The following is a 22,203-nucleotide window of genomic DNA, read 5'->3' as shown; positions in this document are numbered from 1 at the left end:
GTCACTTCGCGTACTTGCGAAACTCCGGCTTGCGCTTTTCGCGGAACGCATTGCCGCCTTCCTTCGATTCGTCGGTGTCGTAGTACATCGCAAGCGCCTGCATCGCGAACGCGCCGATGCCGCGGATGTTCTCGGTATCGACATTGAACGAGCGCTTGGCGAGCGCAATAGCGGTGGGGCTCATCTGCAGAATCTCGTCGCACCACTTCTTCGTTTCGGCGTCGAGTTGCTCCGCGGGTACGACGGCGTTGATGAGACCCCAGTCGAGCGCCTGTTTAGCGCTGTATTTGCGGCACAGGTACCAGATTTCCCGCGCGCGCTTCTCACCGACGATGCGTGCGAGGTAGGCGGTGCCGAAGCCCGGATCGACCGATCCGACCTTGGGGCCGACCTGACCGAAGACCGCGGTCTCGGCAGCGATGGCGAGATCGCAGAGCGTCACCAGCACGTTGCCGCCGCCGATTGCATAGCCGTTCACGCGTGCGATCACGGGCTTCGGAATGTCGCGGATGATGCTTTGCAGTTCCTCGATCGGCAGGCCGACGGTGCCGCGCCCGTTGTAGCCGTCGCCGGACTGGTCGCCGCCCGTGCAGAACGCCTTGTCGCCGGCTCCAGTGAGCACCACGACGCCGATATCCTTGTTCCATCCCGCGGCGCCGAAGGCCTTGATGAGCTCCTCGACGGTGTTGGCGCTGAATGCGTTGTACACCTTCGGGCGATTGATGGTGATCGTCGCGACCCCGTCCGCCTCCTGATAGCCGATGTCCTTGAATTCCATGTCGTATTCCAATGTTGTTGATTGATTGCGTTCGCGCAGCCGTTTATCCAGCCATCGTCAGACCGCCCGACACGCTGATGACCTGACCGCTGATGAACGCGGCGTCGTCACTCGCGAGAAAGGCCACCACCCCCGGGATGTCGCCAGGTTCGCCCATGCGGCCGAACGGCACGGCCTTCACGAGGGCGGCCTTGATGCGCTCGCCTTTCTCGCCCTGCGCGAGGTTGTCGAGAAGCGGGGTCGCGGTCGGGCCGGGGCAAACGACGTTGACGGGAATCATCTGGCGGGCCATTTCGCGTGCCATCGTCTTCGTGAAGGCGATGAGGCCGCCTTTGCAGAACGAGTACACCGCTTCCATCGAGGAGCCCACGCGTCCCGCATCCGACGAGATGTTGACGACGCGGCCACGACCACGTTCGGCCATCCGTCGCAGCACGGCATGGTGCATGTTCAGCGGTCCGTACAGATTGATCGCCACCACCTTGTCCCAGAACGGTTTCTCGGTTTGCAGGAAGAACGCACCCATGTCCCAGCCGGCGTTGTTCACTAGAACCTCGATCGGTCCCAGTTCTTCCTCGACTCTCGCCACCGCAGCATGCACACCTTCGTGATCCGTGATGTCGACGCGGTAGGCTCGCGCCTTGCCGCCCGCCGCCTCGATTTCCGCCGCGACACGCACGGCCCCTTCTTCGTTCAGGTCGAACAGCGCGACGGTCGAACCTTCGTCGCCGAATCGTCTGCTGATGGCGGTTCCGATCCCACCTGCCGCGCCAGTGACGACGACGACCTTCTCCTTGAGCCCCTTCATTGATTCCCTCCGTGATGTGCGAGGCGCTGTCGCGCCAGTTAATCCTTGCTCAGCGCTTCCGATACGGCTTCGCCCCTTCCTGTGGCCCGGGCGAGGAGCGCGCTCGCTTCGTCCGCGCTATAACCCGCTTCGACCAGAACCTGGATGCTGTGCTCGCCGAGATTCGGCGGCAGATAGCGAACGTTGCCGGGCGACTCGGAGAAGTGCACCGGTATCGAGGTCATGACCATGTCGCCTTCGGTCGGGTGCTCGAAGCGCTGGAAGAACCCGGTCTCCTTGATGTACGCGTCGTGCATCAGGTCTTTCAGGTCGCGCACGGGACCGTGCGGCACGTCCGCCGAGGTGAAGATCGCATTCCATTCAGCAGTCGTCTTGTTGCGGATGGCGTCGCCGACGATGCGATACAGCTCGCTGATGTTGCGCATACGCTCGGCCATGTGACGAAAGCGCGGGTCGTCGAGCAGATGCGCTGCATCGATTGCGCACAGCACTCGGCGCCATTGCTCGTTATTCACGGCGAGCAGGCAGATATGCCCGTCTTTTGTCGCGTAGGGCCGGCGGTGCGGCGAGAACATGCGCGGATAGCCCAGGCCGGTTCCGTCATTGGAGCCCAGCGCACCTTCCCAGAGATGCTCGAACAGATTGAATTGCAGCATCGTTTCGAACATCGGCACGTGGACGAGCTGGCCGACACCGGTCCGCTCGCGGTGATAAAGCGCCATGCCGATCGACGACGCCAGCACGTAGCCGCAGAACTTGTCGACGATCACGGTGGGGAAGTATCGCGGCGAGCCGTCCGCGTCGCGGTTCATCGCGGCAATGCCGGTTTCGCCCTGAATCACGTCGTCGAAAGCGGGGCGGTCTTTGTAGGGTCCGTCGATTCGATAGCCGGCACCCGACGCGTACACGATGCGTGGGTTGCGCGCCCGCACGGTTTCATAGTCGATGCCGAGGCGCTCGGCGGCACTCGGGCGCATGCTGTGCACGATGACGTCGGCGGTCTCGACGAGCTTGAGCAGCGCTTCGCGGCATTCGGCCTGCTTCAGGTTCAGGATCACGCTGCGCTTGTTGCGGTTCATGATCGTATAGAACACTGCCATGTCGGGATTGCGGCCAGGGCCATTCTTGCGGTTCTGGTCGCCTTCGGGCGGTTCGATCTTGATGACGTCCGCGCCCATGTCGCCGAGTAGCTGCGTGGCGACCGGACCGAGCACGTTGATGGTCAGGTCGATCACGCGGACACCGGCTAACGGGCCGGTCGCCGGTTCGAGGGGTTGTTGGGGATTTTCCATGCTCAGGCCTTGTACTCCTTGCCTTTAACGAGTCTGAGCGGCGTGTACACCATCACTTCCGTGCCGTCCTGCCTGATCACGCGGTTGCGGGTGCGCACCAGCCCAAGTCCGGGGCGCCCCTTGCTAGGCCTGCATTCGATCACCTCGCATTCCACGTGAATCGTGTCGCCCACATAGGTCGGGCCTTTGATGTCGAGTTCCATGTTGAGGAACGCGAAGCCGACGCCCTGCATGGTGGCCTGCGTGAGCAGCCCTTCCATCAGCGTGAAGACCAGCGCGCCCGGCGCGACGCGCCCCTTGATGGCCGACTGCTCGCGAAGAAACTCGATGTTGGTGAACAGAACTTCCAGCATGCCGGTCACCGAAACAAAATTCACGACATCCGTTTCTGTCACCGTGCGGCCCACGGTCTTGAACTTGCGTCCAACCGGCAGGTCCTCCCAGTGAATTCCCAGACCAACCGTTTCGATTTCTTCCATTGCCTGTCCTCTGTCGTTGTCGGCTCGGCGGTTAGCTGAGCTGTCGTTGTCAGTTCTTCCTGATGCGGCCCAGCACGCTGTCCGCGACGATGTTGCGCTGGATCTGGTTGGTGCCTTCGATGATCTGCACCACCTTCGCGTCGCGGAAATAACGGTTGATCGGGTACTCGTTGGAGATGCCTGCGGCGCCGAATAGCTGCACGGCATCGGTCGCGACCTTCATGGCGACATCCGACGCGAACATCTTCGCCATCGCCGCCATTGGGGCGAGCTCGCGGCCGCTAACGCCCGCATCGACGAGCGACGCCGTGCGATAGACGAGTTGGCGCGCGGCCTCGGTCTGGGTGACCATGTCAGCGATCATCCAGCGCACACCCTGAAAGTTGCTGATGCTCTGGCCGAATGCAACGCGGTCCTGAATGAATTTGACGGTGTGATCGATCGCGCCCTGCGCGATGCCAACCGCGCGCGCGGCCACGATGGGACGGCTCGTGTTGAGCGCCTCCATTGCCACCTTGAACCCCTGGCCGCCTTCCGGCCCGAGACGGTCTTCCGCGCGGATGAAGGCGTCGTCGAAATAAAGGGGGCACGACGCCACGCCGCGCGCGCCCATCTTGTCTTCTTCGTTGCCGATCGTCAGGCCCGGCGTGTTGCGATCGACGATGAAAAGATTGATCCCCAGCGCCTGTCCTTCCTCGTCGAGTGTCCTGGCGGCGACGAGAATGAAGTCGGCGATATGCGAATTCGTGCACCAGATCTTTGAGCCGTTGAGCACATAGCCGCCGTTCTTGCGGCGCGCTGTCGTGCGAATGCCCGAAACGTCGGAGCCGCTTTGAGCCTCGGTAATGGACAGCGCACCGCGCAACTCACCGGAGGCGAGACCCGGCAGCAGGCGAGCCTTCTGCTCTTCGGTGCCGCCTTCGAGAATGGCTCCGAACGGTGTCCATTGCACGACCAGCAGATAGCCCGTGTTGTAGCAAACCCGCCCGAACTCCTCGACGGCGATGCAGGCCGACATCACGCTGCCCGCGCCGCCGTACGCTTCAGGAAACGGCAACGTGAAGAGGCCAAGCTCCTTGAGCAGTGCGTACATGTCGTGCGGATACCCGGCCGTACGGTCGATCTCGTCGGCCCGCGGCGCCACGCGCTCCCTTGCGACGCGACGGATGAGGTCGCGGATCTGAAGCTGGTCGTCTGTTAGTTCGTATGTCACTTCGAGCTCTCTTGCTAACGGTTTTTTCGGACCGGCCCCGGATTCGTCTCCGGAGTGGGGATACGTCGCCCCGCCGACCACTTCCTGATCACATTCGAAGTCTTCACGTTTATGAACAATGTTCGATAAATTAAACGAATGGCCAGGTGATCGTCAAGCGCTGAAACCGGCTCCCGCGGGTTTGTCCGAGGTGCGTCGGGAATTTGGTCAGGATGTAGTTTCAGCCTTGCGCGGCGGGGCACGGCAGGGCTTTCCCGCCGTTGACAGCGCGCTCCCAGTGCGTTTAAGATTTGGAACAGTGTTCGGTTATTTGTTCCAATTTGGCCCGACAGAGCGGCTCGATTCGGCGCGAGCCCATGGCAAAACGATTCGGAGGAGCGGGGAATGGACTCTCTTTGTCCTGAAGTCGATTATCAGAAATTCCTGGCCGAGGGCCGCTTGATGATCCAGCGCAGCCGCGGCAGCGGCCGCTATGTGTTCTACCCGCGGGTGGCTGAGCCGGTTACCGGGATGCGCGATCTGGAGTGGGTCGAAGCCTGCGGGAAGGGTACGGTTTATTCCACTACCGTGGTGCGCCAGAAATCGCCCACGCCCAGCTACAACGTCGCAGTGATCGATCTGGAAGAAGGTGTGCGCATGCTGAGTTGTGTGGAGGGCATCGAGCCGGAGGCCGTTCGCATTGGCATGCCGGTGCAGGCGAAGATCGTGTACCGAGGGGATGCGGCATTGCTTGTGTTCGAACCAGCCTGACGCCCGCTAACCTGCAGCCGGCCGTCAACAGCCGGTCACACCGATGAAAGGTAGATCGAATGGAATTCAACTTGCGCGGGCGTACCGCACTGGTGGCAGGCGCCACCTATGGGATGGGGGAAGCACCCGGCTTGTCGTCGCTGGACCTTGCTGCGCGTGCGTCCGTTGACGCGCTCGCCCAGGTGGGACTTACGCCTGGCGATGTAGACGGCCTTTTCGTGTGCACGCCGGACGACATGTTGTCGGGTCTCACGTTTGCCGAATACCTCGGTATTAACCCGAAGTTCACCGACAACAACCGAAGCGGCGGATCGGCGTTCGAAATCTACGCGCACACGGCGGCCATGGCGTTGTGTACGGGACAGATCGATGTTGCCTTGATTGCGTATGGGAGCAATCAGCGCAGCGCGGCGGGCAAGCTCGTGCAGTCGTCGCGTCCTTCGCCGTGGGAGAGCCCGTATAAGCCGATGAATCCGGTGTCGTCGTATGCGCTTGCGGCGGCGCGTCATATGCATCAATACGGCACGAAGCGTGAGCATCTGGCCGAGGTGGCCGTCGCCGCGCGCAAGTGGGCGCAACTGAATCCGGATGCGTATATGCGCACGCCCCTGTCGATCGACGACGTGATGGGCGCGCGCCTCGTGTCGGATCCGCTTTCCGTGCGCGATTGCTGCCTCGTGACGGATGGCGCGGCAGCGATCGTCATGGTGCGCGCCGATCGAGCGCGTGATCTCACCGACAAGCCGGTGTATCTGCTCGGCGCGGCCTCGGCCACTTCGCACCGCGAAATCGCGAGCATGCCGGATCTCACGGTGACTGCCGCAGCGGAATCGGGCAGGCGTGCGTATCAAATGGCGGGCGTGAACGCGAACGATATCGATGTCGCGATGCTGTACGACGCCTTCACGATCAACACCATCCTGTTTCTCGAAGACCTCGGCTTTTGCCCTAAAGGCGAAGGCGGCCACTTCGTTTCAGACGGCGGCATCGCGCCGGGCGGCCGACTCGCGGTCAACACGAACGGCGGCGGTTTGTCCTGCGTTCATCCCGGCATGTATGGGCTGTTCCTGATGGAAGAATCGATGCGGCAATTGACGGGCCGCGCTGGTGAGCGCCAGATACCCGGTGCGAAGCTGGCGATCGCGCACGGTAACGGTGGTGTGCTCTCGAGCCAGGCCACGGTGATTCTCGGGACGCAGGAAACCCTGTAAAGACACGCTGTGAGACACGCCGCCCGCCAGGGTCACTGTCAACAGCTTTGCATGGGATCGGAGTAAGCGCTAAAGCGCTAACCCCGATCGACAGGAGACGGACAGATGAGCGAAGAGACCAGCAGCGACGCAGCAGAGATCGTACAGGTCCGGCAAGACGGTGCAATCGCGATCGTCACATTGAACTATCCCCAACGGCGAAACGCGTTTTCGCTAAAGATGCGTGAGACGTTGTACGCGCGGCTTTATCGCCTGATGCATCACGAGGAAACCTGCCGTGCGATCGTACTGACCGGCGCGGGCGATACGTTTTGCGCGGGTGGGGACATCTCGGAGATGCAGACGCGCAAGGTGCTCGAATATCGACAGCGCAATGAACTGCCGCTCGATATCTTCAGACTGATGGTGGGAGGCCCGAAAGCGATCGTCGCCGCCGTCGAAGGGTTTGCGTTTGGCGCTGGTCTGTCGCTCGCCGCTGCTTGCGATCATGTCGTCACATCATCGGCCGCGCGCTATGCGAGCGCGTTCGTTAAGGTCGGGCTGCTGCCCGATACGGGGCTCTACTGGTCGTTGTCGCAGCGCGTGGGCGGTGGCCTTGCACGCGAGCTCATGTTGAGTGCTCGTGAGTTCAACGGCGTCGAAGCGGGCGAGACCGGTTTTGCCAATCAGGTCGTCGAGCCCGGCGAGGCGCTGAAGGCGGCCTCGAAGGTGGCGCAACAGTACGCGGAACTGCCCTCGGTGGCCACCGCGCACCTGAAGGCCGCGCTCGCGACGGGCATCCGTACGCTCGACGACGCCATCGAAGCGGAAGTCAACCTGCAGCCCATCCTGCGCCGCAGCCGCGAACACCAGGAGGCCGTGAGCGCCTTCATGGAAAAGCGCAAGCCGGTGTTCGTGGCCGACTGAAGGAAGCCAACATGAGCGAAAAAGAAACGGCAGAAAACGATACGACGTCGCTGATCGAGGTGACCCGCGAGGGACCGGTCGCGATCGTGACGCTAAACAATCCCCGACGCCGCAACGCGATGGGACGTCAGATGCGTCAGTTGTTGCGCGACACGATGCATCGGCTGATGGTCGACGATCCAGACTCGCGGGCAATCGTCCTGACGGGCGCGGGCGAGCACTTTTGCGCCGGCGCCGACATCTCCGAGATGACGAAGCGCACGATCCTGGAAAGCCGCGAGATTCTGGCGGAGTCGTGCGTGGTAGTGCGTGAAATGCAGGCCGGACCCAAGCCGGTCGTGGCGGCCGTGGAAGGCGTAGCCTTCGGCGCCGGGCTGTCGCTCGCGGTCGCGACCGACTATGTCGTGGCTGCATCGAATGCACGCTTTTGCGCGGCGTTTCTGCGCGTCGGCCTGATTCCGGACACCGGTATTCTGTGGACGCTTCCGAAGCGCATCGGCATGGCTCGCGCGAGAGAGATGCTCTCGCTCGCCACTGAAATCGACGGAGACAAGGCCGGCGCGATTCACCTTGCCAACGAAGTCGTCGGGCCAGGTGCTGCGTGCGCAAAGGCAATCGAAGTTGCGCGCGGTCTTGCCGACTTGCCGCCGCTCGGCGTGGCGCTGCTGAAGGACGCGCTGACCAACGCCGCGACGACCATGGAAGGCGCGCTGCGAGCCGAGATCGACTATCAGCCCATCCTGCGTCAGTCGAAAGACCATCAGGCTGCCTGCAAGGCGTTTATGGAAAAGACCAAACCGGTCTTCACGGGTGAGTGAGCGCGGGGAGCAATGCGATGAGTATCGAGCAGAAGGAAAAAGCCGCGGGCGCCGACGAGATCGTGCAGGTGCGCCGTCAAGGCGACGTGACCATTGTCACGATGAACTATCCCGAGCGCCGCAACGCATTCTCCATGAGGATGCGCGTTGCGCTGACGGAGGTCTTGCACCGGCTAATGCACGACGATCCGCAAACGCGCGCCATTGTGCTGACAGGCGCGGGCGGCCATTTTTGCGCGGGCGGCGACCTGTCCGAAATGCACGCGACCACTCTACAGTTGTTGGCGCTTCGTGAGCGTATCGCGGTGGGCGTGCGTCTGTTCAAGCTGATTTATACGGGCACGAAGCCGGTCGTCGCGGCGGTGGAGGGCACCTGCTATGGAGCGGGGCTGTCGCTGGCCGCTGCATGCGATGTCGTGGTCGGTGCCGATACCGCGAAGTACTCATGTGCGTTCGGCAAGGTCGGACTGCTTCCCGACACGGGAATTCTATGGACGCTGCCGCAAAAGGTCGGCGGCAGCAAGGCGCGTGAGTTGATGCTGAAAGGCGATGTCATCGACTCGGCCACGGCGCGCCGCATCGGCCTGGTCAGCGAGGTGGTCGCGAGCGGCGGCGCGCTCGATGCGGCGATCGAGGCCGCGGCGCGCTTCGCGAACTATCCGCCAGTGACGCTGGCACTCCTGAAGGCGAGCCTCGTCAATGCGGGCAATTCGATCGAAGATGCGTGCCGCCTCGAAACTGACCTCAATCCGCTGACCCGTCAAACGAGCGACCACGCGGAGGCGGTGACGGCCTTCATGGAAAAACGCAAGCCGGTTTTCACGGGTGCCTGACGCTGCCATTCACCGTTGCTGTCTCTACTGGAAGTTCAACGCATATGTTTACGCCTGACCTGCTGAAGGACAAAAGAATCCTCATCACCGGAGGAGGCACCGGCCTTGGTAAGAGTATCGGCCTGCGCTACCTCGAACTGGGCGCCGATCTCGTCATCTGCGGTCGCCGCAAGGAAGTGCTGGACCGCGACGGCCGACGAGTTTCGCGGCGTCGTGCCTGGCGCGCGTGTCACGACGGTGCAGGCGGACGTGCGCAGCGCCGAGTCTGTCGAGTCGATGATGGAGACGATCTGGCGGGATGGTCCGCTCGACGTATTGCTGAACAACGCGGCGGCCAACTTCATCGCGCGCACGGAAAGCCTGTCGGCGCGCGCGGTGGATGCGGTGCTCGACATCGTGCTGCACGGCAGCTTCTATTGCACGATCGCGGCGGGCAAGCGCTGGATCGACGAGGGTCACCCGGGCAACGTGATCAGTACCGTATCGACGCCCACGATGACCGGCTCGGCCTTTACGGTGCCGTCCGCGGCCGCGAAGGCGGGTATTCTCGCCATGACCCGCAGCCTTGCGGTCGAGTGGGGCCCGAAGGGCATTCGCCTGAACGCGGTGGCGCCCGGACTGTTCCCGACGCCGGGCGCATGGGAGCAGTTGTACCCGCCGGGCTCGCAGGTCGAGCCGCAGGAGCGCTCGGTGCCGCTGCGGCGCTTCGGCGATCACGCGGAACTTGCCAATCTCTACGCTTATCTTGCGTCCAATGGCTCCGGCTACATCACCGGCGACATGATCGTGATCGACGGCGGCCGCTGGATGCAGGGGGTGGGCGGCCCGACCTTCCGCGCGATGCAGGACTGGACGGACGAGCAATGGGACGCCATGCGCGCCCACGCTCGCAAGGGTTGAACCATGGGTCCGCTTGCAGGAGTTCGAATCATCGAGCTGGCCGGCATCGGCCCGGGGCCCATGGCGGCGATGCTGCTCGCCGATCTGGGCGCGACGGTGTTGCGCATCGAACGTCGCCAGCCGGTCAAGCTCGGTATCGAGCGTCCGCTGCGCTACAACCTGTTGCTGCGCAACCGAAAGACGATTGCGCTCGACCTGAAAGACCCGGAGGCCGTCGAACTCGTGCTCACGCTGGTGGAGCACGCCGATGCCCTGATAGAAGGTTTCCGACCCGGCGTAACCGAGCGACTCGGGCTGGGTCCGCAGGCCTGCCTCCAACGCAATCCGAAGCTCGCTTACGGACGCATCACGGGATGGGGCCAGGACGGTCCGCTCGCGCAGTACGCCGGGCATGACCTGAACTACATCGCGATCACCGGCGTCCTCAACGCAATTGGCCGCCGCGATCAGCCACCGTCGATACCGCTGAATCTGATCGGCGACTATGCGGGCGGTTCGCTGTACCTTGCAATGGGGCTCCTGTCGGCGATCCTCCATGCGCGCAACGGCGGCGTGGGACAGATCGTGGATGCCGCGATCGTCGACGGCACGGCCAACCTTGCTACCACGTTCTTCGGCATGCAGGCTGCCGGCATCTGGCGCGACGGGCGCGGGACGAATATCACGGATTCGGGATCGCACTTCTACGACGTTTATGAATGCGCGGACGGCAATTGGATTACGGTCGGCCCCATCGAGGACAAGTTCTATCTCGAACTCCTCCGCCTGCTCGACATCGATCCGCAAACGCTGGGTACGCAGCTCGACGCAAGCAACTGGCCCGCCGCGCGCGCACTGTTCGCGCTGAAATTCAAGAGACGCACACGCGAGCAATGGACCACCTTGCTCGAACACACGGACGCGTGCTTCGCACCGGTTCTGTCGTGGACCGAGGCACCCGAGCATGCGCATCTGAAGGCGCGCGGCACATTCATCGAAGTGGACGGCATCGTGCAGCCCGCGCCGGCGCCGCGCTTCTCCGCCACGGTGCCCGCGAAGCCGACGGCGCCCGAGGCGCCCGACGCGACCACGATCGACGCCGCGCTGGCGGCATGGCTCGAACCGGGCCGCATTGGCGAGTTGAAAGAAGCGGGAACGCTGGCCTGAGCCGCGCCCGACAGGCGACCCATAAAGACGAAACGAGACACTCATGGATCTGCGATATACCGACGAAGAGCTGGCGTTCCGCAATGAGGTCAGAGCCTTCTTCAAGGAAGCGCTGCCGGCCGACATCCGACGCAAAGCTACCTTGGGGCAGCGCTATTCGGCGGCCGACCTGCGCCGCTGGCAACGCATGCTCTACGAGCGCGGCTGGGCGACGCCAGCGTGGGACAAGGCGTGGGGCGGGACGGGCTGGAGCGCGGTGCAGCAATACATCTTCAAGGAAGAGCTGCACATGGCCCCGGCGCCCGAGACGCTGTCATTCAACGTGAACATGATCGGTCCGGTGTTGATCGCGTTCGGCAGCGAAGAGCAGAAGCGCCATTTCCTTCCTCGCATCGCGAGCCTCGAATACTGGTTCTGCCAGGGATTCTCCGAGCCCGGCGCCGGTTCGGACCTCGCCGCGCTGCGAACCCAGGCGGTGCGCGACGAGGACCACTATGTCATCAACGGCCAGAAGCTCTGGACTTCGACGGCGCATCACGCGGACTGGATGTTCTGTCTCGTACGCACGGATTCGAGCGGCAAGAAGCAGCAGGGCATCACGTACCTGCTGATCGACATGAAGACACCGGGCCTGACCGTTCGCCCGATCGTCACGATCGACGGACACCACGAAACCAACGAGGTGTTCTTCGACAACGTGCGCGTGCCGGTTGCGAACCGCATTGGCGAGGAGAACAAGGGTTGGGACTACGCGAAGTATCTCCTTGGCAACGAACGCAGCGGCATTGCGCGCGTGGGCGTTTCGAAGATGCGCGTGCGTCACGCGAAGGATCTTGCGAAGCGCGTGCCCTGTGGCGACGGTGTGCTATGGGACGACCCGCGTTTTCGCGAACGTGTCGCGGCAGTCGAGGTGGAGCTGAAGGCTCTGGAGATGACGCAGATGCGCGTAATCGCCGAGAGCAGCGCGCAGCAGAGCCACGTACCCGACCCGAAGACCTCGATCCTGAAGATCAAGGGTTCGGAGCTCCAGCAACTCTCGGCTGAATTGCTCCTCGAGGTGGCAGGGCCGGACGCTTTACCGCTCGATCTCCACTTCCTGCGTGGGCTTGCCGATCCGGTTCGGGAACCCGAATGGGCGCTCACGATCGCGCCGAATCACTACTTCGCGCGCCACGTCTCGATCGTGGGCGGCTCCAACGAGATTCAGAAGAACATTCTCGCCAAGTCCGTACTCGGACTTTGAGCGACGGGCGAACTGCGGAGAAGCATGAGATATGGACTTTGATTTCACCGACGAGCAACGCATGCTCAAGGACAGCGTCGAACGGCTCGTCAAGGACGAGTACGGGTTCGAGCAGCGCGCGAAGTATCTCGCTGAGCCGGACGGTTTCAGCCGTGCGCAGTGGGCGCGTTACGCCAACATGGGTCTGCTGGGCCTTTCGTTTGACGAGGAATACGGCGGCAGCAACTGCGGTCCTGTCGAAACGATGATCGTGATGGAGGCGTTGGGGCACGCTCTCGCCGTCGAACCGTATCTTGCGACGGTCGTGCTGGGCGGCGGCTTGGTGCGGCTTGGCGGCAACGCGGCGCAACGCGCGGCGATTCTGCCGCAGATTGCGCAGGGCGAGTTGCAGATGGCGTTCGCACACAGCGAGGCGCAGGCGCGGTATGACCTGGCGGACGTTGCGACCTCGGCACGGCGCGAAGGCGACGGCTGGGTGCTCGACGGCGCCAAGCGCGTTGTCCTCCACGGCGGCAGCGCCGATCTTCTCGTGGTGTCGGCGCGCGTGTGGGGTGGGAGGCGCGAGCGTGACGGCATCGGGCTGTTCGTGGTTAGGGGCGACGCAGAGGGCGTGACGCGCCACCCGTATCCGACGCAAGACCGACTGCGTGCGGCAGACATTCAGTTGTCCGGCGTGCGCGTTCCAGACAGCGACGTTCTGGGCGCGGCGGGCGCTGCATTGCCGCTGATAGAAACGGTCGTTGCGCACGCCATCGCGGCGGTGAGCGCGGAAGCCGTAGGTGCAATGGCAGCTGCGCACGAAGAAACCGTGGAGTATCTCAAGGTCCGCAAGCAGTTTGGCGTGTCTATCGGATCGTTTCAGGCACTCCAGCATCGCGCGGTCGACATGCTCGTCATGGTGGAGCAGGCGCGCAGCATGGCGCTTTTCGCGACCATGATGAGCGAGGAGCCGGATACGACCGAACGCGATCGCAGTATGTGCGCGGCGAAAGTGCAGATCGGACGCTCGGGCCGCTTCGTCGGTGAACAAGGCGTGCAATTGCACGGCGGCATCGGGATGACCGAGGAGTGCAAGATCGGTCACTACCTGAGACGCCTGAGCGTGATCGATATCCAGTTCGGTTCGACCGAACATCATCTGACCCGGCTCGCCAATGCAGGCGGACTGATCGATGCAGCAGCGTGAGCCGCGCGTCTAGCCAAGCAAACGGAAACCATTCATGAGCCGAATTTCCCCACCCGATCAATATCAGGAACTGCGCGACGCCTTGCGCGACCTCTCGAAGGAGTACCCGGACGAGTACTGGCGCCGTATCGATCATGAGCGCGTCTATCCGGAGGCGTTTGTGGACGCGCTGACGAAGGCCGGCTGGATGGCGGCGCTGATTCCCCAGGAGTATGGCGGTTCCGGCCTCGGGCTGACTGAGGCGTCCGTGATCATGGAGGAGATCAACCGCAACGGCGGCAACTCCGGGTTCTGCCACGGCCAGATGTACAACATGAATACGCTGCTCAGAAACGGCTCGGAGGCGCAAAAGCGCAGATACCTGCCGAAGATCGCGAGCGGAGAATTGCGTCTGCAATCGATGGCTGTGACCGAACCGACCACCGGAACGGACACGACGAAGCTGAAGACCACTGCTGTAAAAAGAGACGGCCGGTACGTGGTGAACGGCCAGAAGGTGTGGATATCACGCGTGCAGCACTCGGACATGATGATCCTGCTCGCGCGCACCACGCCGTTGTCGGACGTGAAGAAGAAGTCGGATGGGCTGTCGTGCTTTCTCGTGGACCTGCACCAGGCTATCGGCAATGGCCTGACCGTGCGGCCGATTCCGAACATGGTCAATCACGAGACGAACGAACTATTCTTCGACAATCTGGAGATTCCCGAAGAGAACCTGATTGGCGAGGAAGGTAAGGGCTTCAAGTACATCCTCGACGGACTCAACGCCGAGCGCGCACTGATCGCGGCCGAGTGCATCGGCGACGGCTACTGGTTTGTCGAGCGCGCGTCGAAGTACGCCAGCGAGCGTATCGTGTTCGACCGGCCCATCGGTATGAACCAGGGCATCCAGTTCCCGATCGCCGAGGCATACATCGACGTGCGCGCGGCGGATCTGATGCGCTACAAGGCCTGCGAACTGTTCGATAACCATCAACCGTGCGGCGCGGAAGCGAACATGGCGAAGCATCTCGCGGCCACGGCTTCGTGGAAAGCCGCCAATGCCTGTCTGCAGACCCATGGCGGCTTCGGTTTCGCCTGCGAATACGATGTCGAGCGCAAGTTCCGCGAAACGCGGCTCTATCAGGTGGCGCCGATTTCGACTAACCTGATTCTGTCCTACGTCGCCGAGCACGTGCTCGACCTGCCGCGTTCATTCTGAACTTCGAGGAGGAGATCATGCGCTTCGAGACCATTCTGTACGACGTCAAGGACCGGGTAGCGACGATCACGCTGAACCGCCCGGAACACATGAACACCTGGAACGACCAGGTGGCGACCGAAGTGTACGAGGCGATGCACGCAGCGGGCTCGGACCGTGGCGTTCGCGTGATCGTTTTCACCGGCGCGGGCAAGGCGTTTTGCGCGGGCGGCGATATTCACAGCTTCGGCGGTGATCCCGCCGCGCTCATGACGAAGCTTCCGCGTCCGTTCGATATGCGCAAGCGCGCCGACTGGCAAACGCGCTGCTCTTACTACCCGGCCATTCCGAAGCCGGTGATCGCGATGCTCAACGGCGCCACCGTCGGCATTGGCCTGATCCACGCCCTTTTCTGCGACATCCGCTTTGCGTCCGAAGACGCGACCATCACGACGGCATTCGCGCGCCGCGGCCTGAGCGCGGAATACGGCATGGCCTGGATACTCGCGCGCCACGTCGGCCAGGCGCATGCGCTCGACCTGCTGCTGTCGGGACGAAAGATCAAGGGGCGCGAAGCCGAACGTATGGGACTCGTGAATCGGGCAATTCCGGCGGACAAGCTGGTCGAGGAGACCTACGCGTACGCGCGTGAAATGGCCGAGTACTGCTCGCCGCGCTCGATGCGCATCATGAAGGAGCAGGTCTGGGAGGTGCCGTTCCAGACGCCCCACGAGGCTGTGATGTACGCCGGGTTGGACATGCCGATCGCCAATCAGTGCGATGACTACAAGGAAGGCATGGCTAGCTTTCTCGAGAAGCGCAAGCCCAACTTCACGGACTACTGAGCACACACAGGACTACCACCTCATGCTGAATTACGAAGTCGTCAAGAACTGGCCGATCGAAGATGTCACGCAGACATATAGCGAGCGCGACGTGATGCTGTATTCGCTGGGTCTCGGGTTGGGCGCAGACCCGCTGGACGCCGAACAGCTGCGCTACGTATATGAAAAGGACCTGCAAGCGATGCCGACTTGCGCGGCCGCGTTCGCGTGGCCGAAATCGTGGATGCGCGATTCGCGTACGGGCATCGACTACCTGAAGCTCGTGCACGGTGAGCAGGACGTTCGCTTCATGCGCCCGATGCCGGTTGCAGCGACCATCGTCAGCAAGACGCGGGTGAGCCGCATCTCGGACAAGGGCGCGGGCAAGGGCGCGATCGTCGAACTCAAGCGTGACATCATCGACGCCTTGACCGGCGAACAACTTGCCGAAGTCCGGCAGGTGTCCTTTCTGCGCGGCGACGGAGGGTTCAGCGCCGGGTCGGGCGCGAGCGACGCGCCGCCCGAAGCGCTTCCGGCTGTGCCGGAGCGCGCGCCGGACGCGGAATACGTGTTTTCGACCGGCGCGCATGCAGCGTTGATCTACCGCCTTTCGGGCGACGCCAACCCGCTGCACGCGGACCCGGAGGTGGCGTCGAAAGCCGGATTCAACCGGCCCATTCTTCACGGCCTCGCGACCTATGGCATCGCGGGTTACGCCGCGATTCGCACCTTCGCGGGCAACGACGCAAAGCGTCTGAAGCGACTCGCCTTGCGCCTGACTGCGCCGGTGTATCCCGGCGAAGAAGTGCGCTTCCAGTTCTGGCGGGACAGTGACACGCGTCTGCATCTGCGGGCGCGCGTCGACGCACGCGATGTGGTGGTGCTGAACAACGGAATCGTGGAAATTGCCTGAAACCGCGCCCGGCAGCGCCGACGTGCTTTGCCGGGCCGCGACTGGAGCCTGACGATGGACCTGAAAGAGAGTCCCACCGACAAGGAATTTCGCGCCACGGTGCGCGGATTCGTAGCGACTCATTTGCCCGACGACATTCGTGAACGGGTGCTGAACTTTCGCCACGTGCCGCGCGAAGACTACGTGCGCTGGCAACGCATTCTGGCCGGGGAGGGATGGGGCGCACCTGCATGGCCCGCGCAATTCGGCGGCGCCGCCTGGAATGCCGCGCAGCGCAACATTTTCGACGAGGAATGCTTTACCGCCGGCGCGCCGCGCCAGATGCCGTTTGGCCTTTCGATGGTTGGACCTGTAATCCAGAAGTTCGGCACCGACGCGCAGCGCGAACGGTTCCTGCCGCGCATCATCTCGATGGAGGACTGGTGGTGTCAGGGTTACTCCGAGCCGGGTGCGGGTTCCGATCTGGCGTCGCTCAAGACGCGTGCGGACCGCGTCGAGCGCGACGCTCAACCGTTCTACGTCGTCAACGGCCAGAAGATCTGGACCTCGTTTGCCCAATGGGCGAACTGGATTTTCTGCCTGGTCCGCACGGATGGCAGCGGCCGCCCACAGGAAGGCATCTCGTTCCTGCTGATCGATATGTCCACGCCCGGCATTACGGTCAGACCCATCCGCACGCTTGACGGCGGCCACGACGTCAACGAAGTGTTCTTCGACAATGTGGCAGTGCCAGTGAGCAATCTCGTCGGTGAGGAGCATCGCGGCTGGTCGATCGCCAAGTATCTGCTCGGCCACGAGCGGACCAATATCGCCGGCCTCGGCAACTGCAAGCGTTTCATGCGACGTCTGAAGGAGATTGCCAGCACCGAGCGTAAGCACGGCAAGCCTCTCATCGAGGACGTTCGCTTTCGCGATCGCATCGCCAGGGTGGAAATCGATTTGATCGCGCACGAATGGTCGCTGCTGCGCGTCGTCTCAGCCGAAACTGCAGGACGTCCCATCGGACCGGAGGCTTCGGTGCTGAAAATCCGCGGTTCGGAGATTCAGCAGGAGCTTACGGAGCTGATCATGGAATGCGCAGGCCCCTATGCGGTGCCATTTGTAAGCGAAGCACTGGAGGCGGACTGGCGCGGCGAAACCGCGAACGGCGAGCTGCTCAACGCGCTGGCCGCGCACTACCTGGACTGGCGCAAGATTTCGATCTACGGCGGTTCGACTGAAGTGCAGAAAAACATCATCGCCAGGCAGGCGCTCGGCATCTGAGGACACGCCATGGACTTCACGCTGGTTGAAGAGGAACGGATGCTGGCCGACGTGGTCGGCCGTTTCGTCGAAAAGGAATACGACTTCGAGGCGAGGCGCCGTCTCGCCGCTACTCCCGAGGGCTGGTCGGCTGCGCACTGGACTACGCTCGCCGAAATGGGCGTGCTGGCGCTGAACGTGCCGCAGGACCATGGCGGCCTTGGCACGGGGCCGGTCGAGACCATGCTCGTGATGGAGGCCTTCGGCCGTGGGCTCGTACTGGAGCCGTTTGTTTCGACGGCTGTGATCGGCGCGAAGCTGATCGGGCGCGCAGGACACGAGGCGCGCAAGGCTGAGCTGCTGGCCGGCATCGCCGACGGCAGCCTGAAGACCGCGCTCGCGACGCTCGAACCTGGTGCGCGTTTCGATTTGTGGAACGTCGCGACGAGGGCAGAGCCAACGCGTGACGGGTTCGTCCTGAACGGACGGAAGGGCGTCGTACTGCACGGCGACAGCGCGGACATTCTGCTGGTTTCGGCGCGTACCGCAGGCGAGCAGCCCGACAGGCACGGCATCACACTCTTCGCCGTCGATGCGCGAACGCAAGGCGTGAGCGTCAAAGGATTTCCGGCACTCGATGGCCAGCGTGTCGCCGAGGTAGTGCTGGACGACGTACACGTCGGTGTAACGGCTGTCATCGGTGCCGTCGATCAGGGCTACCCATTGCTCGAATGGGCCGTCGATCAAGGCATTTTTGCGCTGTGCGCGGAAGCGGTCGGCGCCATGTCGCGGCTGAGCGATCTGACCTTTGAATACCTGCGCACGCGAAAGCAGTTTGGTTCGCCGATCGGCAAATTCCAGGCGCTGCAGCATCGCGCCGCCGATATTTTGACCGCGGTAGAGCAAGCGAAATCGATGGTCTTCTTTGCTGCCGCGAAACTTGGCGAGGACGATGACCTGGAAGCCCATCGTGCTGTTACAGCCGCAAAGGCGCTCATTGGCCGCAGTGCACGCTTCGTGGCGCAGCAAGCGGTACAACTGCACGGAGGGATGGGCATGACGGACGAACTTGCGGTGGGGTGGTACGTGAAGCGGCTCACCTGCATCGACATGACCTGGGGAAACACCGAACACCATATCGAGCTGTACGGCGCGTTCCTCTAATTGCGGTTAATCAGATGAAGAATGGTCCCGACCGCTCATACCGGTCGATTCGAAAGGAGATAACTAATGTCAGTAGCTGCTCATGGCGCGACTCCGGAGCTGGCGCCAATTCCCGCGCACGTATTGCCTGAACGCGTGTTCGACATCGATATCTACAATCCGCCCGGTGCCGAAGACGACTACCATCTCTCGCTCAAGCAGTTGCACGCCGAAGGCATTCCCGACATTCTCTGGACACCCCGCAACGGCGGACACTGGATCGCGACGCGCGGCGATGACATCTATCACATCCTCAAGGACTACGAGAATTTCTCGTCGAAGCAACTGACAGTGCCGCTCGTCGAGCATCAACCGTTGCCGCCGATCTTCTTCGATCCTCCGCAGCACACCGCCTATCGCGCGCTGATCGCGCCTGCGTTCATGCCACAGGCAATCGGCAAGCTCGAGGAGAAGGCGCGCGAAATGGCGATCGAACTGATCGACGGCTTTTATCCTAAGGGCGAGGTGGAATTCGTATCGGGGTTTGCGCAGCATCTTCCGATCGGCATTTTCATGAACATGGTGGCGCTGCCCGCCGAGGATCGCGAGTACTTGCTCGGCCTCGCTGACAAGATGGTCCGCCCGGTCGATGCGAACGAGAAGCTCAAGGCGCTCGGTGCCATTTTTCAGTACCTGGGGGTGAAGATTGCGGAACGCCGTGCGAACCCGGGTGACGATCTCATCAGCAAGATTGTCCATTCGAAGATCGACGGGCGCGCGCTCACCGACGAAGAAGTGAAGGGGCTTTGCGGTCTCGTGCTGATTGGCGGCCTCGACACGGTTGCCTCGGCAATGGGCTTTATCGCGCGATTCCTCGCCGGGAGCCCGGCCCACCGCAAGCAGCTCATCGACAACCCCGAACTGACGCAGAAGGCCGTGGACGAGCTTCTGCGGCGCTTCCCTGTGGTCAATCAAGGGCGGCGGATCACACACGATTTCGAGTACAAGGGCGTGCAGATGAAGACGGGTGACATGCTCATCATGCCGACCACACTGCACGGTCTGGACGAGAGAAAGTTCGACGATCCGCTGAGCGTCGATTTCACTCGGCCCACGCCGATTCATTCGACGTTCGGCAATGGCGCGCATCGTTGTCCCGGCTCGTTCCTTGCGCGCGTGGAGTTGAAGGTTTTTCTTCAGGAATGGCTTAAGCGGATTCCCGATTTCCAGATCAAGCCTGGCGAGAAAGCGGGTGTCCACGGAGGTGTGAACGGCACGCTATACCACTTGCCTCTTGTCTGGGACGTGGTCCGCTGAGGATCGGTCACAATGGCCTGAGCTGGCCCTTGTGATCATGTGCGTCTGTAGAAGGCGATCTGCGGCTCGGTGCGCCCGTCACGTGGCGCGCCAACCGCTCCATCCGGGCGCGATTCTGGCACGAGAACCTGCCTTGTAGTTTTATGGAGATGCCTTGCTCAACGCTCGCCAGACGACCTTCATGGCGTGACGGAACGAGTCCGCATTAACTGTGTCCGCGCCGGACCGGCGAAGAAAGACGACCAGACCGTGCAGATGCGAAAGGAGTAGGGCGCCGCGCAACGTGCATTCTCCCGAAGGCAAGGTTGGGTTTATCTGCGCGATCAGTTCCGCCAGGAGACCCTGAAAATCCGCAGTAGATTTCGCCATCAGGACATGGAGAAAGGGCTCGTGCTCTGCGAGGCTCCAGGATTCCAGCACAAAGGCGCTGACGCGTTTTCCGCCGCTCGCCGTCAGTACGGAGAACGCCTCGTCGACGATGACATCCAGTCGCGCTTCCGGTGACCGGGATTTGTCTTGGGCGATCGCCCGATAGTGCTCGAAATAGCGATCCGTGTATGCCTCGATCGTGGCCCGCAATAGTTCTTCGCGGGTGCTGAAGTAGTGCTGCAGGGTCCTCAGTCGAATCCCTGCCTCGCTGGCAATTCGGCGTTGAGTGAAACCAGCGTTACCTTCGGATGCGAAGACCTCGATCGCCACTTCGATGATGGCGGGCACGCGGGTCGTTCTGTTCCCGCGCCGTTTGGGCCCGTCTGCTGCCGTGTTGCCGAGGTCTGCCGATGAGATGGTCAGGTCTTTCATCTGTTGTGGTCTCCTTGGCGTCTGCTGTCCTCTCGCTTGTTGCCAGTCCGGGATGTGTATCTGCGGGCTATACCCCGCCTGATACGAGCGGCGTTCGATCCTGATCGGGCAGCGCCGGCATTAATCTGATGATAGTCAGATGACGAATAAATATGTGTCTGCCGACTAATTAGCTTTTAGATAGAGTCTGATCCAGTCACTAGTGACATCACATATCCTACCCGAATAAAGGGTAGATTTGTCCATACCAGCATTTTCCCTAGTGTTATCTGGGCTTGATAATGGGTCGGCTGACTACTAGTATTTAGTCAATCGACACATTACGCCGGAACCCGACCATTCCCGCTGTGTCGCAAAGCCGAAGCAGCAGATTCGCAGGGTTTGGGGTTGGCCGGTTAGAGTCGCCAATTTGCGTTCGCGGTTGTGATGTCAGCAGCGCGCACAGGCCGTAGAAGGAGCTGGACATGAAGGTTGCGGAAGGTTCTTTGCGTTCGCTGATCGAAAAGTGGATTGCGCCCACTTCAACCACCCCGGTGCGCATCACCCGATGTACTTTCGCAAATTCAGGCCAGACGAGGTGGGTACTTGCCCGGTCGTCCGCCGCTGAGAACTCCCTCGCGATATTCTTCTTTCGGCACGACGACGGGGCATGGCGCGTGTTCCCGCCTCCTCCCCGCAAACCAGAAAGGCACTTCTACGCAGGAACGGGATAAGGGATTCGTCTGATCGCGGTCCATGACCAGCCTATACAAAAGGACTGCAAAGGAAACTGATCCGATCGCACAAGCGTTTTCTGCTGCTTCTGCGATTCACCTGCTTTCGCGCTTGAATGGAAAGACGAAAGGCGGGCTCATCGTGGCCTGTACTGCGTTTTCCGAAAGCCATCCATGGTTTGCACTGCCAATCCGCGCAGTCGAATCGGACACCTCGAAAATGCAAGCGTCGCCACTGTCTCGTCAGCGTCACGCGCTCCGCACGCATTGGGCACCACTGCGACCCTGGCCATGCGCGGACCGCTTCGAGTTCATCACCAACTCAAATCCACGTTTACCCCGCATCTTGAACGTCGTTCGTAAAATTGCATCACCTAGGGGTGAGCGAGCGTTGACAGTCGAGTTTCGGGCGTTTATCTTTGCGAACAGCATTCGCATTCTGGTTGCGAGGTTGGAAGTATGTGAGGCGCGATGCTGACGAGGTAGGGAGGCCGGTTTCGCTTCATT

Annotated in this window: 21 protein-coding genes; 15 read left to right on the top strand and 6 right to left on the bottom strand. The window is 62.1% G+C overall.

The annotated features are described in order from the left end of the window. Position 1: 1 nt before the first annotated feature. From OKW45_RS08535 to OKW45_RS08515, 5 genes are read right to left on the bottom strand one after another with little or no spacing between them, the layout of a single operon-like run. Complete coding sequence (locus OKW45_RS08535) at positions 2-778, bottom strand: enoyl-CoA hydratase-related protein (protein ID WP_429467185.1); 777 nt, start codon at positions 776-778, stop codon at positions 2-4. Between the two features lie 43 nt (positions 779-821). Beyond that, positions 822-1,586 (bottom strand): glucose 1-dehydrogenase, encoded by a 765-nt coding sequence (locus OKW45_RS08530; protein WP_018425530.1) that lies wholly within the window; start codon positions 1,584-1,586, stop codon positions 822-824. Between the two features lie 38 nt (positions 1,587-1,624). Then, the gene (locus OKW45_RS08525; protein WP_429467183.1) at positions 1,625-2,878 is read right to left on the bottom strand and encodes a CaiB/BaiF CoA transferase family protein; all 1,254 of its coding nucleotides are present in this window, start codon (positions 2,876-2,878) and stop codon (positions 1,625-1,627) included. Positions 2,879-2,880: 2 nt separating this feature from the next. After that, the gene (locus OKW45_RS08520; RefSeq protein WP_429467181.1) at positions 2,881-3,357 is read right to left on the bottom strand and encodes a MaoC family dehydratase; all 477 of its coding nucleotides are present in this window, start codon (positions 3,355-3,357) and stop codon (positions 2,881-2,883) included. A gap of 49 nt (positions 3,358-3,406) precedes the next feature. Next, positions 3,407-4,570 (bottom strand): acyl-CoA dehydrogenase family protein, encoded by a 1,164-nt coding sequence (locus OKW45_RS08515; protein ID WP_026226713.1) that lies wholly within the window; start codon positions 4,568-4,570, stop codon positions 3,407-3,409. Between the two features lie 384 nt (positions 4,571-4,954). Between OKW45_RS08515 and OKW45_RS08510 the strand changes: the two genes are divergently transcribed. From OKW45_RS08510 to OKW45_RS08440, 15 genes are all read left to right on the top strand, one after another. After that, positions 4,955-5,320, top strand: coding sequence for a Zn-ribbon domain-containing OB-fold protein (locus tag OKW45_RS08510; RefSeq protein WP_018425526.1), 366 nt, complete (start codon positions 4,955-4,957; stop codon positions 5,318-5,320). A gap of 59 nt (positions 5,321-5,379) precedes the next feature. Further along, positions 5,380-6,531, top strand: a complete 1,152-nt coding sequence (locus OKW45_RS08505) for a thiolase family protein (RefSeq protein ID WP_429467179.1) — start codon at positions 5,380-5,382, stop codon at positions 6,529-6,531. Between the two features lie 105 nt (positions 6,532-6,636). Next, positions 6,637-7,437, top strand: coding sequence for an enoyl-CoA hydratase/isomerase family protein (locus OKW45_RS08500; RefSeq protein WP_429467177.1), 801 nt, complete (start codon positions 6,637-6,639; stop codon positions 7,435-7,437). Between the two features lie 11 nt (positions 7,438-7,448). Then, positions 7,449-8,255: an enoyl-CoA hydratase/isomerase family protein gene (locus OKW45_RS08495; protein ID WP_429467175.1), complete on the top strand. Its 807-nt coding sequence runs from the start codon at positions 7,449-7,451 to the stop codon at positions 8,253-8,255. A 17-nt stretch (positions 8,256-8,272) separates the two neighbouring features. Then, entirely contained in the window at positions 8,273-9,088 is an 816-nt protein-coding gene (locus OKW45_RS08490) for an enoyl-CoA hydratase/isomerase family protein (protein ID WP_429467173.1), read from the top strand. A gap of 105 nt (positions 9,089-9,193) precedes the next feature. Continuing rightward, positions 9,194-9,988 carry an SDR family oxidoreductase gene (locus tag OKW45_RS08485; protein ID WP_429467171.1) on the top strand — a complete coding sequence of 265 codons (795 nt, stop codon included), beginning with the start codon at positions 9,194-9,196 and terminating at the stop codon, positions 9,986-9,988. Positions 9,989-9,991: 3 nt separating this feature from the next. Continuing rightward, a complete protein-coding gene (locus OKW45_RS08480; RefSeq protein ID WP_429467169.1) occupies positions 9,992-11,134 on the top strand; it encodes a CaiB/BaiF CoA transferase family protein in 1,143 nt (380 codons plus the stop codon). A 43-nt stretch (positions 11,135-11,177) separates the two neighbouring features. Then, on the top strand, positions 11,178-12,377 hold the full coding sequence (locus OKW45_RS08475) for an acyl-CoA dehydrogenase family protein (RefSeq protein WP_429467167.1): 1,200 nt from the start codon (positions 11,178-11,180) through the stop codon (positions 12,375-12,377). 31 nt (positions 12,378-12,408) lie between these two features. Next, positions 12,409-13,563: an acyl-CoA dehydrogenase family protein gene (locus OKW45_RS08470; protein ID WP_429467165.1), complete on the top strand. Its 1,155-nt coding sequence runs from the start codon at positions 12,409-12,411 to the stop codon at positions 13,561-13,563. Between the two features lie 34 nt (positions 13,564-13,597). After that, a complete protein-coding gene (locus OKW45_RS08465; protein ID WP_429467163.1) occupies positions 13,598-14,764 on the top strand; it encodes an acyl-CoA dehydrogenase family protein in 1,167 nt (388 codons plus the stop codon). 17 nt (positions 14,765-14,781) lie between these two features. Further along, a complete protein-coding gene (locus tag OKW45_RS08460) occupies positions 14,782-15,588 on the top strand; it encodes an enoyl-CoA hydratase (RefSeq protein WP_429467161.1) in 807 nt (268 codons plus the stop codon). Positions 15,589-15,610: 22 nt separating this feature from the next. Then, positions 15,611-16,480: a MaoC/PaaZ C-terminal domain-containing protein gene (locus tag OKW45_RS08455; protein WP_018425515.1), complete on the top strand. Its 870-nt coding sequence runs from the start codon at positions 15,611-15,613 to the stop codon at positions 16,478-16,480. A 54-nt stretch (positions 16,481-16,534) separates the two neighbouring features. Beyond that, positions 16,535-17,743 carry an acyl-CoA dehydrogenase family protein gene (locus tag OKW45_RS08450; RefSeq protein WP_429467159.1) on the top strand — a complete coding sequence of 403 codons (1,209 nt, stop codon included), beginning with the start codon at positions 16,535-16,537 and terminating at the stop codon, positions 17,741-17,743. 9 nt (positions 17,744-17,752) lie between these two features. Beyond that, positions 17,753-18,886 (top strand): acyl-CoA dehydrogenase family protein, encoded by a 1,134-nt coding sequence (locus OKW45_RS08445; protein WP_429467157.1) that lies wholly within the window; start codon positions 17,753-17,755, stop codon positions 18,884-18,886. 66 nt (positions 18,887-18,952) lie between these two features. Next, entirely contained in the window at positions 18,953-20,182 is a 1,230-nt protein-coding gene (locus OKW45_RS08440; protein WP_429467155.1) for a cytochrome P450, read from the top strand. 141 nt (positions 20,183-20,323) lie between these two features. On the opposite strand, the gene OKW45_RS08435 is transcribed toward OKW45_RS08440, so the two are convergent. Continuing rightward, complete coding sequence (locus OKW45_RS08435; protein WP_018425511.1) at positions 20,324-20,983, bottom strand: TetR/AcrR family transcriptional regulator; 660 nt, start codon at positions 20,981-20,983, stop codon at positions 20,324-20,326. Positions 20,984-22,203 lie beyond the last annotated feature (1,220 nt).

Origin of the sequence: Paraburkholderia lebeckiae (assembly GCF_050436225.1) — a bacterium.
In the GTDB taxonomy this organism is placed as follows: Bacteria; Pseudomonadota; Gammaproteobacteria; order Burkholderiales; family Burkholderiaceae; genus Paraburkholderia; species Paraburkholderia tuberum.
The sequence above is the reverse complement of the archived record's forward strand: the minus strand, read 5'-3'. Positions and strand labels throughout refer to the sequence as shown.

Coding starts and splice junctions, on each gene's coding strand:
- OKW45_RS08450 (WP_429467159.1), top strand. CDS start 16,535: ATGGACCTGAAAGAGAGTCCCACCGACAAGGAATTTCGCGCCACGGTG.
- OKW45_RS08510 (WP_018425526.1), top strand. CDS start 4,955: ATGGACTCTCTTTGTCCTGAAGTCGATTATCAGAAATTCCTGGCCGAG.
- OKW45_RS08490 (WP_429467173.1), top strand. CDS start 8,273: ATGAGTATCGAGCAGAAGGAAAAAGCCGCGGGCGCCGACGAGATCGTG.
- OKW45_RS08460 (WP_429467161.1), top strand. CDS start 14,782: ATGCGCTTCGAGACCATTCTGTACGACGTCAAGGACCGGGTAGCGACG.
- OKW45_RS08470 (WP_429467165.1), top strand. CDS start 12,409: ATGGACTTTGATTTCACCGACGAGCAACGCATGCTCAAGGACAGCGTC.
- OKW45_RS08525 (WP_429467183.1), bottom strand. CDS start 2,878: ATGGAAAATCCCCAACAACCCCTCGAACCGGCGACCGGCCCGTTAGCC.
- OKW45_RS08530 (WP_018425530.1), bottom strand. CDS start 1,586: ATGAAGGGGCTCAAGGAGAAGGTCGTCGTCGTCACTGGCGCGGCAGGT.
- OKW45_RS08465 (WP_429467163.1), top strand. CDS start 13,598: ATGAGCCGAATTTCCCCACCCGATCAATATCAGGAACTGCGCGACGCC.
- OKW45_RS08440 (WP_429467155.1), top strand. CDS start 18,953: ATGTCAGTAGCTGCTCATGGCGCGACTCCGGAGCTGGCGCCAATTCCC.
- OKW45_RS08475 (WP_429467167.1), top strand. CDS start 11,178: ATGGATCTGCGATATACCGACGAAGAGCTGGCGTTCCGCAATGAGGTC.
- OKW45_RS08505 (WP_429467179.1), top strand. CDS start 5,380: ATGGAATTCAACTTGCGCGGGCGTACCGCACTGGTGGCAGGCGCCACC.
- OKW45_RS08495 (WP_429467175.1), top strand. CDS start 7,449: ATGAGCGAAAAAGAAACGGCAGAAAACGATACGACGTCGCTGATCGAG.
- OKW45_RS08480 (WP_429467169.1), top strand. CDS start 9,992: ATGGGTCCGCTTGCAGGAGTTCGAATCATCGAGCTGGCCGGCATCGGC.
- OKW45_RS08535 (WP_429467185.1), bottom strand. CDS start 778: ATGGAATTCAAGGACATCGGCTATCAGGAGGCGGACGGGGTCGCGACG.
- OKW45_RS08500 (WP_429467177.1), top strand. CDS start 6,637: ATGAGCGAAGAGACCAGCAGCGACGCAGCAGAGATCGTACAGGTCCGG.
- OKW45_RS08520 (WP_429467181.1), bottom strand. CDS start 3,357: ATGGAAGAAATCGAAACGGTTGGTCTGGGAATTCACTGGGAGGACCTG.
- OKW45_RS08445 (WP_429467157.1), top strand. CDS start 17,753: ATGGACTTCACGCTGGTTGAAGAGGAACGGATGCTGGCCGACGTGGTC.
- OKW45_RS08435 (WP_018425511.1), bottom strand. CDS start 20,983: ATGAAAGACCTGACCATCTCATCGGCAGACCTCGGCAACACGGCAGCA.
- OKW45_RS08455 (WP_018425515.1), top strand. CDS start 15,611: ATGCTGAATTACGAAGTCGTCAAGAACTGGCCGATCGAAGATGTCACG.